Here is a 16,690-nt window from a genome sequence, read left to right on the forward strand (position 1 = left end):
TGAACATTATATGACTATACTTAATATATATCTATGTTATTATGCAAATAGTTAAGTTTATTTGTATAAATGTGGTAAAATATTTGCTTTTTGAGGGTGTACTTGAATAAATTAGCTTAAATCTTCTGTAATATCACATTGCAAGGATGTAACTAAAAAAAGGTGTTGATTAGATCAACACCTTTTCATAATTATTGACTGAGCCCCTCAACAACATGATCCACATTCCATTTAATCATGTCAATGTAGTTGTCTCCCTGCTCACCTTTTTTTGCAAGTGAATCGGTAAAGACATTTGAATAAATTTCTACACCTGTTTCACGCGATACCGTTTCCATTGTTTTTGGGCTTACACTTGTTTCAACAAATAGTGCCGGTACTTTTTCATCGTTAATAATTTGGATAATACGTGATAATTGTTCAGGCGTTCCTTGATTATCAGTATTTATTTCCCAAATATATGCAGCGTGTAAGTCATATGCTTTTGAGAAGTACTTGAACGCACCTTCACTGGTTACCAATGTGCGATTATCTACAGGTAATGTAGCAATTTGATCTTTTGCATACGTATCCAATGCCTCTAGTTCCTTTACATAAGCTGCATGATTAGCTTCATATGTCTCTTTATTTGCTGGATCAGCATTAATGAGTTGCTCTGCAATCACGTTTGTGTATTTAATCGCGTTTTGGACATCAAACCATGCATGAGGATCTTCTTCAGTTTCTTTTCCTTTTTCTGAAAGGTACATTGGTTGTACATCACGAGTCACTGCAAAGGCTTTATCTTCTTTGTTTGTAACTTTTAATAGGTCATTAAACCAACCTTTTCCAGTTTCAAGATTTAAACCATTATAGAACACTAAGTCTGCTTTAGATACTTTATCTGTATCTTTTGGAAGGGGATCGTACATATGTGGATCTGTTCCGATTGGTACCATACTGTAGACATCTGCCTTATCACCAGCGATATTCTCTACCATATCTGCGATAATTGAATATGTTGCTACAACTTGTAATTTATCACTTTTTTCAATGCCAGATGCTTGTTGGCATCCAGTTAGCACCACCAGTGCTAGAACTAAACTCACTAATATTTTTTTCATGCTTTTACGCCTCTCTTTATGAAGTTATTTTTAGGGGATGTTAAAAACGCTAGGGCAAACAAAGTCGCTCCCACAAGGACGATTGTTGCTGATGTAGGAAGGTTATAGTTGAAACTAATGTATGTTCCAACAATTCCGATAATTGCTCCAATAACTGATGCTGAAACAATCATATGCGACAGTTTATTTGTCCACAAGTATGCTGTTGCTGCTGGAATAACCAACATCGCAATAACAAGTACTACACCAACTTGTGATAGGGAGGACACTGTTACGATTGATAATAGGAACATTAATAGGTAGTGGTAGAATGTTGTATTTAATCCATATGCTTTTGAAACAATTGGATCAAATGAGCTAATCAACAATTCTTTATAGAACAAGACCACAATCACAATGACGCCGACCATGACCCAAAAAGATTGCATCAGTTCTGAACTAGGTACTGCAAGAATGTTTCCAAAGAGAACATGGTTCAAGTCAATACCACTTTGTGCACGTGTAATCAAGATGATTCCTAGTGCAAAGAATGTACTTAAGATTATCCCAATCGATGTATCACTTTTTAATGTACTTCGGGCCGAGATAAATTGGATTAAGATTGCTGCAATTAATCCAAATATGGATGCTCCAACGAGCATGTTGATACCAAGCATGTATGAGATGGCAACACCTGGTAAAACTGCATGAGAAAGTGCATCTCCCATTAATGCCATTTTTCGTAAAACAATAAAACTACCAATTATTCCGGATACAACACCTAAAATAATCGCTGAAAGTCCAGCATTTAAGATATAGATTGGAATATTGGTTAATTGCGATAGATATTCAATCATAATGTATCACCTAAACCTTTTATTTCGATACGTCCCAGTGATGAGCCGTATGCTTTCTGAATATTTTCTGTATTAAAGACATCTTTGACATCACCAAATGCTACGAGTTCTTTATTGAGAATCATCAGTTTGTCAAAATATGCTTCGACTTCGTGCAAATCATGGTGAACAACAACCACTGTTTTTCCTTCTGCCCGAAGTTCTTTGAGAAGATCCACAATAATCGTTTCACTGACTAAGTCAATTCCGACGAAGGGTTCATCAAGGAAGAATACATCTGCTTGTTGCGCGAGTGCTCGTGCAATGAACACACGTTGTAATTGTCCTCCGGACAAATTACTAATTTGACGTTTTGCTAAATTGGTTATATCCACCATTTCCATGGCTGTCTTTACGATTTCTCGTTCTTTCTTACCAGGGCGTCTGAATAGTTTAATATTTGGGTATGTTCCCGTTAAGACCGTATCTTCGACAGTAATTGGGAAACTAAGGTCCACATCACTTTTTTGTGGAACATATGCAATTTTGGATTGTTTGTTTTTGATTGGTTCTCCATCAACCGTAACCTCTCCAGAACTTGCTTTCACGATATTTAGAAGTGCTTTGATAAATGTTGATTTACCGGCACCGTTTGGTCCAATAATTCCTACAGAATATCCAAATGGTATCTCTACTGAAACATTGGAGAGTGCGGGGTTTCCGAAATAATCAACATTCAAATCTTTAATTTTTATCATAATCTCTCTCCTTTGTAGTTATACAATACCACTTTGTTAAGTGCAATTCAATATAAAATTAGGTATACCTAACAAAATATATTATCGCACCTTTGTTGATAGCGTTATCATCGCTTCAAAACCGCTCTATTTAAGCATTTTATACTTTTCAACAATTGTTTTTAAATAATCAATTTTCGAGAAAAAAGACCCTTTCGGGTCCTCTATTTGATTTTAGCAGCGCGAACTTCTTCAATCAAACGTTCTATGGATTCAATTTTCAATGTTGCCATTCGATCTGGGAGGGCTTCGATTAATTCCGGACAAATCATCGGGTTATGAAGATTCGCGGTTCCAACGGCCACCGCACTCGCACCTGCCATTATCATTTCTAGCACATCGTCAACCGTTTCAACGCCACCCATTCCTATAATTGGAATAGATACCGCTTGTGAAACTTGATGGATCATTCGGATTGCGATTGGTTTGATTGCAGCCCCTGATAGGCCTCCGGTTCCATTCGCAAGCACGGGTTTTCGCGTTTTAATATCGATTTTCATTGCGGTAAATGTATTAATCATTGTGATTGCATCTGCTCCTGCTGCTTCGACTGCTTTCGCAATCGCTACAATATCAGTAACATTGGGAGAGAGTTTAACATAGACAGGAACCGTTGCCACTTCTTTGACTTTACGCGTTAATCGCGCCGCAGTATCTGGATCCGTTCCAAAGGCTACACCACCTTCTTTAACATTTGGGCATGAAATGTTTAATTCAATGGCCTTCACATTTGGTGCATTACCAACACGGCGACAAACCTCAACATATTCTTCTTCAGTCGATCCCGCAACATTCGCAATGAGCGGGACGTCAAATTCTTCAAGAAATGGGTATTTCTCCTTCATAATAATATCCAAACCTGGATTTTTTAAACCAATCGCATTCATCATGCCACTGGTTGTTTCACAAACGCGTGGCAAATCATTTCCCACACGTTCTTCTAACGTTGCGGCTTTTGTCATGATTGCCCCTAATACGCTCAAATCATAATAATCAGCGAACTCCTCACCGAAACCAAACGTACCACTTGCTGGCATGATTGGGTTTTTTAACGTTATCCCCGGTAATTGTACTTCTAATCGATTCATAACTGGATCTCCTTCGCATTAAATACTGGTCCATCTTTACAGACACGATGCTTTTTATCTTTGGTCTCGCATCCGTAGCACGCCCCCATGCCGCACGCCATTCTTTCTTCTAAAGACAAGAATAGATTTTGGTGATGTTTAAATCGATTTTGAATTGCTACGTTCATCGCATGTGGACCACATGCGTAAATCATATCAAACGACTCCTTATTATTCAGAGCATCAAGTGCATATCCCTGTTGGCCATAAGTGCCATCATTAGTTGTGTATATGACGTGACCAAATTGCTTAAATACATCTTCATAATAGATATCACTGTGTGTAGTAAATCCAAAGCACATCGTTACATTGTTTGTCATCGTACTTACTTGTTTTGCCAATTCATATAAAGGAGCAACCCCAATACCGCCACCTATAATTAAAACTTTTGAGTCTTTTTTAATGGATGAAGTATCGAAGCCGTTTCCTAAAGGGCCCATTACATTAATCGAGTCTCCATGCGTATACGTCGACATTTCCAATGTGCCTTGCCCAACAACGCGATACAGAATCACGATTCGATGATGTTCCTTATCGATTGATGCAATGCTAATTGGGCGTCTCAAGGTCTTAGCTTGGTCATGCAGCTTTAAATGAAGAAATTGCCCTGCTTTTGATGTTTCTGCAAGTTCCTTGCTCTCAAGAATCATTTCATAAATGTTATGTGCAATTTCTTGATTTTGAACAATTCTAATATCTTTGATTATTGCCATCTTCGTTCTCCTAATTCCCAAGGCGTTACTATCTTTGAAGCAATGACTTGTAGCATTGCCTGAGATGTATCCAATGATGTGAAAAGTGGAATTCCTTGCTCCGTTGCAACACGACGGATAAGGAAACCGTCGGTGATTGTTTGTGACTCTCCGCTTACGGTATTAATAACCATTTGAATTTCTTTATTGCGAATTGCTGCAAGGATTCCCTTATCAGAGGTCTCGGATATTTTAGCAATGCTTTTTGCACAGACTTTGTTCTCATTGAAGTACTTCGCTGTACTTTCTGTTGCAATGATTTTGTAACCACGTTGTTGGAGAAAACGTGCTTGTGATAGTGCCTCTTGCTTATCTGCATCAGCAACAGTTATTAAGACAGTTCCACGTAATGGAATTGTGTGTCCACTTGCAACAAAAGCTTTATAGAGGGCTTGTGATAGTTCGAAATCCGATCCCATTACTTCCCCAGTTGATTTCATCTCAGGACTTAAAACAGTATCCACACTCCGTAGTTTCGCAAACGAGAATACCGGTGCTTTAACATGAACACCCGCAACTTCTTTTTGATATCCATAGGGTTCTGGAAGCATTTTCCCAAGCATTGCTTCACTAGCAAGTCGCGTCATTGGAATACCAGTGACTTTACTTAAGAACGGCACGGTTCGAGATGCACGTGGATTTGCTTCAATGACATAGACTGTTTCATCTTGAACAATAAACTGAATATTTATCAACCCAATCGTCTCAAGTCCTAATGCGAGTCGCGTTGTAATATCAATAATATTTTCTTTAAGTTTTTGACTGAGTGATTGTGGTGGGTATACTGCCATTGAATCCCCTGAGTGAACGCCCGATTTCTCAATGTGTTCCATCATGCCGGGAATTATGACATGAGTTCCATCTGAAATGGCATCAACTTCAATTTCAGTACCATAGATGTATCGATCAATAAGAATGGGTGATTTAAAGCTTAGAGTATCGATATGTTCTATAAGCGCAGCTTCTGTATGAACAACTTTCATTGATTGACCCCCAAGCACAAAACTTGGTCTGACCAACACTGGGTAGCCGATTTCTTGGGCAATTGCGATTAGTCGTTCTTTAGTCTGAGCACTGGATCCAAGCGGTTGGGCAATGTTTAGTTTTTTGAGTAATTGTTCAAATTGGTGGCGATCTTCGGCTGCATCAATTGCTCGGACTGGTGTTCCTAGAATTCTGACGCCAGCACGCTCAAGTTGACCGGCGAGATTGACTGCTGTTTGTCCACCAAATTGGACAATGACTCCCTCAGGTTTTTCAAACTCGATGACAGCCATTACATCCTCAAATGTCAGTGGTTCGAAATAAAGCTTGTCAGCTAACTCAAAATCGGTGGACACCGTTTCGGGATTATTATTGATGACAATCGCCTCGTAACCATTCGCCTGGATGGCTTTAACACAATGAACAGTTGCATAATCAAACTCTACCCCTTGACCAATTCGAATTGGTCCAGATCCTAAGACGACGATGGATGGCCTTGAACTCACCACGCTATCGTTGTGATGTTCATACGCGCTATAGAAGTATGGTGCAGTTGTTTCTGATTTCCCGCCATTACTATCAATCGCTTTAAAAACAGGTTTATGAGCATGATCTTTGACGACTGTATCGCTAAAACCATAACGTTTTTGTTGAAGGGTATCTTCGCTTGCTTCAAGTGCAACAATATGTGCCACTTTATTCAGAAAGAAGCGATCAATGCGTGTCATTTCGTAAATTGTCTCAATGCTGATTGCTCGTCGTAGTAACTCTGCAATATAGAAAATGCGCTCATCCGTTTGTGCGGATAGACCATCATAAAGTGATTTTGTATCTACATCTTCAAGCTTGTCGAGTTTAATATGGTGAATGCCAAGTTCGAGTGAGCGGATTGCTTTCAGTAGGGCACTTTCAAGATTACGTCCTAGAGCCATAACTTCACCCGTTGCTTTCATTTGGGTTCCCAGTTTACGGTTTCCACTTAGGAACTTATCAAATGGCCAACGTGGTACTTTTGCGACGACATAGTCAACGACCGGTTCGTGGAATGCCGTCGTGTTTTCGAGAATGGGATGTTCAATTTCAGGTAGCGTCAGTCCTACTGCTATCTTCGCAGTCATTTTCGCAATTGGATAACCTGTTGCTTTGCTTGCAAGTGCAGAAGATCGTGACACACGTGGATTCACTTCAATCACATAGTATTGTTTGGAGAATGGATCTAAAGCAAATTGTACATTGCAGCCGCCTTCTATTTTCAAGGCTTTAAGGATTGAAAATGCTGAGTTGCGAAGCATATCAAGTTCGTCACCGGACAATGTTTGGGCAGGGGCAAAGACAATTGAATCTCCAGTATGAATTCCCACAGGGTCAAAATTTTCCATGGTGCAAATCACCATACAGTTATCATCTTTATCTCGAAGCACTTCATATTCAATCTCTTTGAATCCCGAAATATCTTGTTCAATCAAACATTGATTTACGGGTGAGAGCAAGAGACCTTGGGTCACAACATCTACTAATGCTGCTTCATCTTCACACCGTCCACCACCACTACCGCCCATTGTAAAGGCCGGTCTAACAATAATTGGATAACCGATACGTTGTGCAGCTTGTATTGCTTCGTCCACTTTGTGGACAATCTCACTGGGCGCAATCGGTTCGTCAAGTTCTAGCATCAACTGTTTGAATAGGTCACGATCTTCAGCTTGTTCAATCGCCTCGACCTTTGTTCCTAAAAGTGTTATACCGAATTGTTCTAGGGTTCCTGCTTTGTATAAGGATACCGCTAAATTCAAACCAGTTTGCCCTCCTAAATTTGGAAGTATTGCATCAATTGCTTCATGTTCTAATATCCGCGTTAGAAATTCCGCAGTCAGTGGTTCAATGTACACTTTGTCCGCAACATCTGCATCCGTCATGATTGTAGCAGGATTTGAATTAACCAAAACAACTTCATATCCCAGTTCTTTTAAAGCTAAACACGCTTGTGTTCCTGCATAGTCAAATTCTGCTGCTTGCCCAATTACAATGGGTCCTGATCCTATAACTAAGATTCGTTTCATTCCTGGCCCTCTTTCATAACAATACGTAATGATTTATTCTTGTGTTTTTCAATATGTCGAACCAATGCGCGGGTATCCACGCCTCGAACACCAATAACTTGATACCTATCACAATATGATTCTAATGAAGTTGTTGCCTCGTAGTGTGCACTATCGGCACTTAACTCAGAAACAATAATTGCGCGGTATGGACTTATGCCTTTTTGGAGCTTTGATTCATTAACTCCTTGAATTCCAATTTCAGGATACGTAAAGATAGTTATGTCGTTTTCTAGCATTGATGCGTTATACGAATACGCATTTTGGTCAATCATGAACGTTCCTGATACATCTCCGCGTGAACCAAATCCAAATCCGATAAATTCTGTATTATCATCAAGTATAATTATGCGTTCCATACGCGTTCTCCTCCAACATAGGTTTGTGTACACATTCCGGTCACACGTGCTCCAAGAAATGGCGTATTCTGCGACTTCGATTGAATGTGTTCAGGTCCCAGTGTTACCGTATCGTTTATATTAAAGACTGCAAGATCAGCAACATCACCGACTCTTAACTGACATCCTGGTAACCTAAAGATTTCTTGAGGTCGAATGCTCATCCAGTTTTTTAAATCTTCGTAAGTCGCTTTCCCCGTCTTTACAAAATGTGTGACCATAAGAGGGAATGCAAATTCACTTCCAATAATGCCAAACGGTGCGTTTCTAAACCCTCCCGCTTTTTCATCGGATGCATGCGGTGCATGGTCTGTCGCAATCATATCAAGGGTTCCATTATGAAGTGCTTCTAAGAGATTTATTTGATCTCTCTCAGATCGTAATGGAGGATTCATTTTGTAATTCGCATTATCTTCTGTGATGTGCATTTCGTTAAGAATTAAGTGATGTGGAGTAACTTCCGCAGTGACATGTGCACCCATTCGTTTCCCAAACGCAATTGCCTCTAAACTTAAGGTGTCCGAAACATGACAGACATGATATCGTGCACCCGTATGTTTCGCAATCACCACGTCACGCGCAATTTGCGTTGATTCACTCAAACTACTCATACCCGGTAGTTTCAATGCTTTGTTTCGGACTCCTTCATGCATAACGCCGCCATGAAGCACGGATTCATCTTCAGTATGTGCAACAATGAGCGCATCCTGTTCTGATGCAACTTTCATTGCCTGGTACATCGTATCTGCAGTTTGAACCCCAATACCATCATTGGTATAAGCAATAGCATTGATTGCTCCAAAATCAATGAGCGTTTCGCTCTTTAATCCAGTTGTTATGGGTGCATAGGGATACACATTAACAACAGCATCGCGCGCAATAATCTCACAGACTTGATTCATCACTTCAACAGTATCGGGAACTGGATTTGTATTTGGCATTGCACAAATACTTGTAAAACCACCTGATGCCGCAGCCATGCTTCCACTTTTAATCGTTTCCTTATGTGTATATCCCGGTTCTCGAAGGTGTACATGGACATCAACTAAACCCGGCATGACAAGTTGACCGTTTAAATCTGTTTCTACATCCCCATGTAAATCAGTACCTATTTCGTGAATTTTGCCATTTTCAATCGCAATATCGCGGCGTTCGCCCTCATTACCTTTTGTGATTATCCATGCATTTTTTAATATGTGTCTCATTTACCCCTCCATCACTGATTCTAAGATTGCCATGCGCATATAAACACCATTTTCCATCTGTCGCACAATCCGTGATTGCGAACATTCAACCAATGCATCCGCGATTTCTACATTTCGATTTACGGGTGCTGGATGCATAATAATTGCATGTGGTTTCATTCGTTTTTGTCGTTCAAGACTTAAACCATAACTTTCATGATACCCTTCTGCCGACATGAGCATCACATCATCATGACGTTCGAGTTGTACGCGAAGCATCATCACAACATCTGAAATTTCAATCGCAGTCTCAATATCTACATATTCGCCCCATTGCAACATGCGCTCGTTGAAATACCATTTAGGACCTACCAGCAATACACACGCCCCCAACGCTTTTAAGAGTTGCATGTTTGAATGAGCAACCCGCGAGTGCACTAAATCACCAATAATCGCTACAGTTAGCGTTTCAAAGTTCCCAAATTCTTCGTAAATCGTCATCATATCTAAAAGCGATTGTGATGGGTGTGATCCACAACCAGATCCGGCATTCACAATATTTATGCCAAGGTTCATAAGGGGTTCATAGTAGTTATCATCAAAGTGACGAATAACCGCTGTATCAACACCTAATGCTTTCATCGTCAACAACGAATCGTATAAGGATTCGCCCTTTTGTACTGAACTCGTTTGAACTTCGAAGTTAATGATGTGCATACCTAAGCGGTACTGCGCCATCTCAAAACTATGTTTAGTTCGAGTACTGTTTTCATAGAACATGTTCACAACATGACCGGTGACATGTTTCACTTCACCTTTTTTGTAGGCGATAGCGCGATCAATTAAATGCATAACTTGGTTGGAAGATAAATCTTCCACATTGACAAAATGTCCCATTCGTCCCTCCATAAAAAAAGCTTGATCGTATGACCAAGCAAGATGACTTAAAGAAGTGTTCTCGCTTTTGGTCTCTCTGGATCCAATTAAAGTGAAATCACCTGATATATTCTCTATTGTGGAATAAGAATGTCTTCTTTATTCGCATTTTATTTTTTAGATTGATATCAACTGTCTCTAAGCGATGCATCATCTTAAGCCTCCATCTTTACAAAAAAGAGCCTCTTTCGTGCAAGGAAAGAGACTCATCGTGTGATGTTTCTTAAAGTCTTTCCTTGAATGCCTCTCTGGACATTACTTAAAGGATTTTCTGTTAGGAATATCGTAATTTATTTGAAGCATTAAGTCAAGCAATCACAAGCAAAGGTTTGCATAAAAATGTACAAATTAAAACGCTTGGTATCGCGTACGGTGTTCCGGATATAAATCGTCAAAATTTCTAACGAAATACTGGAAAGAATTATTATCCTACCAAAATTTATGGACTCGCTGTGTAGATATTTCCAGTTTAGTTAGAGACTCAAGCATCTAACGATGTTGTTTTAACAAATAAATAAGCACTGAAGGAACCACAATCATACAGACATAGATTGCTATTGTCGCAACAATACTTGACTGAGCTTGCATCCATAACGGTTCAACAACACGCTCATTCGTATACCGCTTGTAGAATCCAATGGTCATATGTAGCACGAAGGCAATGCCATTTATCCATCGAATATTGTTGAGCCATTGGATGCTATCCATGCGATTTTCTGGCGGTTCGTGGATCCTGTCTACATACGCAAACATGACGATCACAAAAAGATTAACATAAATTGGCACAAACCATGCGGTTGATAAATCTAGATTGGGAAAAAGGCTAAAAATAGCCAGAGCAGATCCGAGTAGCACACACCAATCCAATAGTGTGCGCCATCCTGTATGTTTACTGAAGAATTTGTACATAGTATCACCTTTTTAATAATTATAGCATACACACATCAGTCATTTTTTCCGTAAAAAAAAAGATCGCTATTTAGCGAGCCTTTATTATTAGCGGCTTATATGCATCTATAATAATAGACGCCATCCCTATTTTTTCATGACTGTTGCGACTATCAAAGCGCAAAGAACGCCCAATCATTCCATCGTCAGGATTCCAATAACTAAAGTGAAAATCACCATTTTCATCACAATATTCTAAGAGATTGACACTAAATCCTGCGCGTTCAAAAACAGCGATAAGTTGCTTATAAGTATATAGAATTTTATGGGTATATGCCGGATGATCTTGGGGACCCGGACCGCCGACCCCAACGAGTTTTAGAAACGATGCATCTTGCAAATTCCCGTCTGGTACTGCTATGCGAATGTACCCACCTGGTTGTAAATACTCATAGCAAAGCCTTGCAGCACAAATCCCTTCTGCTTCGGTAAAATGTTCCCAAACATGCTCAGCCAGAAATGCTTGAGCCTTTTCATTTGAAAAATAAGCGTGCATACTGTCCGATGATAGCACATCTAAATCTTCGTGATTCGTTGCAATCCATCCAGGATAATCGGTTGTTCCAGCACCAATGATTACCTTCACTTTGGAACACCGGCCGTAATAATATTCAATTCATCATTAATTACCACAACTGCTTGTTGGTCATCAATAACACATAAATTATAAGTGTCACTGTATGTTTCAATAATCTCATCGACTTCGGCATCAAAATATTCATTCCCTTGATGCGGAACGATATGAATATCAACCAAGTTTAAGCCGCGATGACTCGTTAACGTTGTTGCCGCAGCTTCATTATCCATGAGCGTTATGTAGCCAATGTTCGGTGTACATACAATTGATCCTGCCGACTCACCAATGTACCATTTCCCACGTGCAACATGATTTTCAATCGCCTTATCGATATTTTTCTTACGTAATTCCTGAAGTAAGTAAAATGTATTTCCTCCTGATACATAAATGATATCACTTGCCTCAATGATGGACGTAATCTCAGCTTCCTGTAAGGCACCTATTTCAAGATTCGTGAGTGTCATATTATGCGACTCAAACCATTGTCTTGCGTCATCGACGTAGAAGTCTACGGTCTCCACATACGAGGCCGTTGGAATAAAGGCAACACGTAAGGGCCTGTCTCCACTCTTAATTCCCAGTTTTTCTAATTCTGGGGCAAAATCTATAAATGATGACGTGAGTACTAAGTTTTTCATGCGATCTCCTTTAAACGGTGTTAGTCCTATTATACCTTAAACTTTTTGCGTGTATTGAATTAGCCGGAATATATTTTGGATATCACGATCATTCGGTAAATCTGAGATAGGATACAACTTCTTGATTACAGGTGTACCTTCGAAAATACGACTTGTCGTCGACAATACGAGGTCAAAGTCTTTGTGTGGGTCAAATTCAAAGAAGTGTTGTGTGTTAAAGTACTTTGTCAAAAATGCAATAATCGCTTGGGTATGGTGCGAACCCAAATCACTGTAAATCGCAATGTCCAAACGCTTGTAGTTGCGCAGATGAGGAATGTTGTTGTAGATGTGGAAAACCATGTCATCCACAAATGGTAGCAAATCGATTCCTAAATCTTCTCCTAACGATTGGGTTCCTAATTCAACATAATTAGCATAGTAGGAATTTTGACGTTTAAATTCTTTGTAAAAAATTGCATGTCGACTCATGATCGTATCGATTTTCACAGGGAAAGTACGTGCCCAAATAACTAGAATATAGAGGGTCTCAAGGAATGTTTCGTACGAATCCGCATCAATTTTTGAACGATCAAATAAGGCATCAAAGTTACGTTCGACTGAGGCAACATAATCACGGTGGAACGTTTCATGATCAATGGCTAAAACTGTATTACGGAATTGGTCAATAATTGCAGCCTCGGTTGTTTGATGTGTTTGAATGCGATACATCGCAACGCGAATAATCATTTCAATATTATCAACAATGTGTACTGCCTCTACATTTTTATAGGTCGAAACGTAGTTTAGGACTTCCGCAAAAGCTTTTCGATCAACTGCAGGAAGCGTCGGTTCTAAATCCGAAAATTTGATGATCTCTGCGATGGCATAGTTAAGATGCCCTTCGCTCGTTGTCGTGTAGACGAGGGCATTGTTTTGATTATAAACCACTTCACTTTTAAACTGTTTCATGAACTTGTTGATTTCAATCACAATTTTTCGCAAATGTGATTCACTGTAGGACAAATCAAGTGCATGATCGACAATTGTATGCGTTGGATTTTCAAAAATGTTGAGCAAAAAACGAATTCCAATTTCATTACGGAACAGTTCCTTTCGCACCTCAATAAAATCCTGCATTGCATTGTTCGTTATGAAAATATTATTTTTATTAATGCGAATGTCTAGAAACTCGCCCCATTGTTCACGCATGAATTCCAAATCGGCATACACTGTATTTTTACTAGAACTATTGACAGTTTGAATCATATCGAAGGTCACAACACCGGTCTCGCGTGTGATGTCGATAATCTTAAGATAACGTAATGTTTTTGCACTTAACAAATTCTTCATGTTCCTACCCCCTAGTTACATGATATACATATACTTTCATTTTAATTCATGTTACGTTGTCTTTCAAACCAAATGTGATGATAAATGCATAATTTACACATAAAACTCATATTTTCACAAGCATTTAAGAATATTTGTCCATTTAGACATCAATACATACAACTTAGACATAACAAAAAAAGATGCACACATTGTACACCTTTTCGAACTCTATAAATTATTCGCGAATGAGTGCATCAAAAGCCCCCAATGCAGCAGTGGCACCAGACCCCATCGCGATGATGATTTGCTTATAAGAGCTATCGGTACAGTCCCCAGCTGCAAAGATTCCAGGAACACTTGTTGCACCATGTTTATCTACAATAATTTCACCTTGTTTTGTCTTTTCAACAAAATCGCCCAACCATTCTGTATTCGGTACTAGCCCAATTTGGACAAATACGCCCTCAAGATCAACATGACTTTCCACGTCTGTATCTCGATTTTTATAACGTAAGCCGTTGACACTATCCGCACCCTCAATCGACATTGTTTGAGCATTGGTCACAACGGTTACATTTTCAAGTGTTGCAAGACGTTTTTGAAGCACTTCATCAGCTTTCAATTCAGGCATAAATTCAACAACAGTTACATGTTTGGTAATTCCTGCCAAATCAATTGCTGCTTCAATTCCTGAATTTCCACCTCCGATAACGGCGACACGTTTGCCCTCAAAAAGAGGTCCATCACAGTGTGGGCAATAAGCAACCCCTTTATTTTTAAATGCTTGTTCACCTGGGACATTTACATTGCGCCAACGCGCACCTGTCGCAAGGATAACCATTTTACTTCGTATTTCGGTACCATCTTCTAACGTTGCGACTGAAAGGTCGTCTTTACGAAGGGACGCAACCGTCCGGGATTTGATAATGTCGATTGGATACTCATTAACGTGAGCTTCTAAAGCCATTGCTAATTTGGGTCCTTCAGTTTGTGGAACACTGATTAAGTTTTCGATGGAGAGCGTCTCTAAGACTTGACCACCCATCCGGTCCGTAATCATTCCAACACGAAGTCCTTTACGTGCTGCATAAATAGCAGAGCTACTTCCGGCTGGACCACCACCAATCACAAGAATATCGTAAGGCTTCGATAAATCTGCAGTAATTGCAGCTTTTCCGCCTACTTTGTCCACAATTTCTTCTAAAGTAATACGACCACCAGAGAATTCTTCACCATTCAACATGACAGTTGGTACAGCCATGATGTTATGCGCTTCAATTTCTGATTTGAAGATACCACCGTCAATCATTGTATGACTAATATTCGGATTGAGTACTGCCATAATATTGAGCGCTTGAACAACATCTGGGCAAATATGACACGATAAACTAACATACGTTTCAAAATGTAATGAATCTGTAATACCTTGAATTCTTTGAATCAGACTTGCATCAACTTTGGGAGCACGTCCACTAGCTTGAATTAATGCCAAGACAAACGATGACAATTCATGACCTAATGGAATTGCAGCAAAGACAATACCTGTATCACCAATCGCAAAACTTGGGGTTCGCGATAAAGTATCAGAAACTACCGAAATTCGTGGTGATAATGCAGCAACTTCTTCCACAAATGATTTTAATTTGAGAGACGTTTCATCACTACCAACACTGAGGGTTAAGACAACATCACCTTCAAGTAAGGCAACATAACTTTCAAGTTGCTTAACGATTGTGGCATCAAGCATGATTAAATTTTCCCTACAAGGTCAAGTCCTGGAGTTAACGTTTCTTCTCCTTCTTTCCATTTTGCTGGGCAAACTTCACCTGGATTTTTGCGAACATATTGTGCGGCTTTAATTTTATCAATGAGTGTACTTGCATCACGGCCAATACCATCGGCATTGATTTCCATTGCTTGAACGACACCATCTGGATCGATAATAAAGGTACCACGTTGCGCTGTTCCTTCTTCTTCATTAAGGACATCAAAGAATCGAGAAATACGATGTGATGGATCACCAATCATAATATATTCAATCGTACTGATTACTTCTGAATGATCATGCCATGCTTTGTGCGTAAAGTGTGTATCAGTAGATACTGAGTACACTTCAACACCCAATTTTTTAAGCGTTTCATATTGATCTTGAAGGTCTGCTAGTTCCGTTGGACATACAAATGTGAAGTCCGCTGGGTAGAAGCATACAACGCTCCATTGCCCTTTAAAGTTTTCATCACTGACACTGATGAATTCTTCGTTATGATATGCATTCGCTGTGAATGGTTCAATTGTTTTTCCAATTAATGACATACTTTATCCTCCTTGGGTTTCCCCGCTACAAACATTGTCTCGCGTTCGTTAGTCAAAGTCAATGATAATAGTTATCATTATCATTGAATATTCACATTTTGTAAGATTCGTAGAAAATATCATGGATTTCCTTGCAAACAAAAAAAGATTGCTATTAAACAATCTTTTCGAACCACACGCAGAATTGAGAACAAGGAAGAGAAACAATGATTCGTGTGGTATGATCCCAGAATAATGTGTAGTGTTCATCCCTACCTTGAAAGTATAGATAATTATTGTTTTCGTGACATCATTTTTGTGTAAATGCTTTGTTAAGAAAATCTAGCGCCAAAATGATGTTACGGTTGCTTTATCTTCGATGTTAAATGTAATAATCTCTTCAAGTAAATCCCATGCAATCGCATCATTCCATTTAATTCGGAAGAGATTGCTTGTTGCCTTATACCCTGCCTCTTTAATGGAGAGTTCAAATTGCTTCATCGCTATGACTTCTGGTGCAACAGCAATGTGTTGTTTTGACACACTAAAAGCGATGATAAATGTTCCATGATCTAAAAACATGGGTTGGTTCCATTTAACAACTGCTTCGAGTTGTGGATAACGGGTTTGAATCCATGTCAGAATTGACGCCAGTTTCTCCCGTTGATGTACATCTTCCATTGTTGCTAAAAATTCATCATGCATAGGGTGATCTCCTTATAAAGG

Annotated in this window: 16 protein-coding genes; all 16 read right to left on the reverse strand. The window is 39.4% G+C overall.

What is annotated here, in order from left to right; translation table 11 throughout:
• Positions 1–191: 191 nt before the first annotated feature.
• The 16 genes from G7061_RS09730 to G7061_RS09805 all read right to left on the reverse strand — a co-directional run bounded on the left by G7061_RS09730 (position 192) and on the right by G7061_RS09805 (position 16,669).
• Positions 192–1,103, reverse strand: a complete 912-nt coding sequence (locus G7061_RS09730; protein ID WP_166120971.1) for a metal ABC transporter substrate-binding protein — start codon at positions 1,101–1,103, stop codon at positions 192–194.
• Positions 1,100–1,939, reverse strand: coding sequence for a metal ABC transporter permease (locus G7061_RS09735; protein WP_159639325.1), 840 nt, complete (start codon positions 1,937–1,939; stop codon positions 1,100–1,102). The genes G7061_RS09730 and G7061_RS09735 overlap by 4 nt, the downstream gene beginning before the upstream one ends.
• On the reverse strand, positions 1,936–2,676 hold the full coding sequence (locus tag G7061_RS09740; RefSeq protein ID WP_159634028.1) for a metal ABC transporter ATP-binding protein: 741 nt from the start codon (positions 2,674–2,676) through the stop codon (positions 1,936–1,938). The genes G7061_RS09735 and G7061_RS09740 overlap by 4 nt, the downstream gene beginning before the upstream one ends.
• A gap of 203 nt (positions 2,677–2,879) precedes the next feature.
• On the reverse strand, positions 2,880–3,803 hold the full coding sequence (locus tag G7061_RS09745; RefSeq protein ID WP_166120972.1) for a dihydroorotate dehydrogenase: 924 nt from the start codon (positions 3,801–3,803) through the stop codon (positions 2,880–2,882).
• Complete coding sequence (locus G7061_RS09750; protein ID WP_159644880.1) at positions 3,800–4,555, reverse strand: dihydroorotate dehydrogenase electron transfer subunit; 756 nt, start codon at positions 4,553–4,555, stop codon at positions 3,800–3,802. The genes G7061_RS09745 and G7061_RS09750 overlap by 4 nt, the downstream gene beginning before the upstream one ends.
• Positions 4,546–7,638: a carbamoyl-phosphate synthase large subunit gene (gene carB / locus G7061_RS09755; RefSeq protein WP_166120974.1), complete on the reverse strand. Its 3,093-nt coding sequence runs from the start codon at positions 7,636–7,638 to the stop codon at positions 4,546–4,548. Before carB ends, G7061_RS09750 begins: the two co-directional genes overlap by 10 nt.
• The gene (locus G7061_RS09760; RefSeq protein ID WP_159639329.1) at positions 7,635–8,036 is read right to left on the reverse strand and encodes a carbamoyl-phosphate synthase domain-containing protein; all 402 of its coding nucleotides are present in this window, start codon (positions 8,034–8,036) and stop codon (positions 7,635–7,637) included. Before G7061_RS09760 ends, carB begins: the two co-directional genes overlap by 4 nt.
• Entirely contained in the window at positions 8,024–9,280 is a 1,257-nt protein-coding gene (locus G7061_RS09765) for a dihydroorotase (protein WP_166120975.1), read from the reverse strand. Before G7061_RS09765 ends, G7061_RS09760 begins: the two co-directional genes overlap by 13 nt.
• Positions 9,281–10,156: an aspartate carbamoyltransferase catalytic subunit gene (locus G7061_RS09770; protein ID WP_166120977.1), complete on the reverse strand. Its 876-nt coding sequence runs from the start codon at positions 10,154–10,156 to the stop codon at positions 9,281–9,283.
• Between the two features lie 528 nt (positions 10,157–10,684).
• Positions 10,685–11,104: a hypothetical protein gene (locus G7061_RS09775; RefSeq protein ID WP_159639339.1), complete on the reverse strand. Its 420-nt coding sequence runs from the start codon at positions 11,102–11,104 to the stop codon at positions 10,685–10,687.
• Between the two features lie 70 nt (positions 11,105–11,174).
• Positions 11,175–11,729 carry a hypothetical protein gene (locus G7061_RS09780; protein ID WP_205700094.1) on the reverse strand — a complete coding sequence of 185 codons (555 nt, stop codon included), beginning with the start codon at positions 11,727–11,729 and terminating at the stop codon, positions 11,175–11,177.
• Positions 11,726–12,358 carry a Type 1 glutamine amidotransferase-like domain-containing protein gene (locus G7061_RS09785; protein ID WP_159639341.1) on the reverse strand — a complete coding sequence of 211 codons (633 nt, stop codon included), beginning with the start codon at positions 12,356–12,358 and terminating at the stop codon, positions 11,726–11,728. The genes G7061_RS09780 and G7061_RS09785 overlap by 4 nt, the downstream gene beginning before the upstream one ends.
• Before the next feature lie 36 nt (positions 12,359–12,394).
• Positions 12,395–13,690, reverse strand: coding sequence for a hypothetical protein (locus G7061_RS09790; protein WP_166120979.1), 1,296 nt, complete (start codon positions 13,688–13,690; stop codon positions 12,395–12,397).
• 217 nt (positions 13,691–13,907) lie between these two features.
• Positions 13,908–15,419, reverse strand: coding sequence for an alkyl hydroperoxide reductase subunit F (gene ahpF / locus G7061_RS09795; protein ID WP_201288173.1), 1,512 nt, complete (start codon positions 15,417–15,419; stop codon positions 13,908–13,910).
• 2 nt (positions 15,420–15,421) lie between these two features.
• Positions 15,422–15,985: an alkyl hydroperoxide reductase subunit C gene (gene ahpC, locus G7061_RS09800; RefSeq protein ID WP_159639343.1), complete on the reverse strand. Its 564-nt coding sequence runs from the start codon at positions 15,983–15,985 to the stop codon at positions 15,422–15,424.
• Positions 15,986–16,306: 321 nt separating this feature from the next.
• Entirely contained in the window at positions 16,307–16,669 is a 363-nt protein-coding gene (locus G7061_RS09805; protein ID WP_159639344.1) for an iron chaperone, read from the reverse strand.
• Positions 16,670–16,690: the final 21 nt, after the last annotated feature.

Source organism: Erysipelothrix sp. HDW6B, from assembly GCF_011301115.1.
Taxonomy (GTDB): Bacteria; Bacillota_I; Bacilli_A; order Erysipelotrichales; family Erysipelotrichaceae; genus Erysipelothrix; species Erysipelothrix anatis.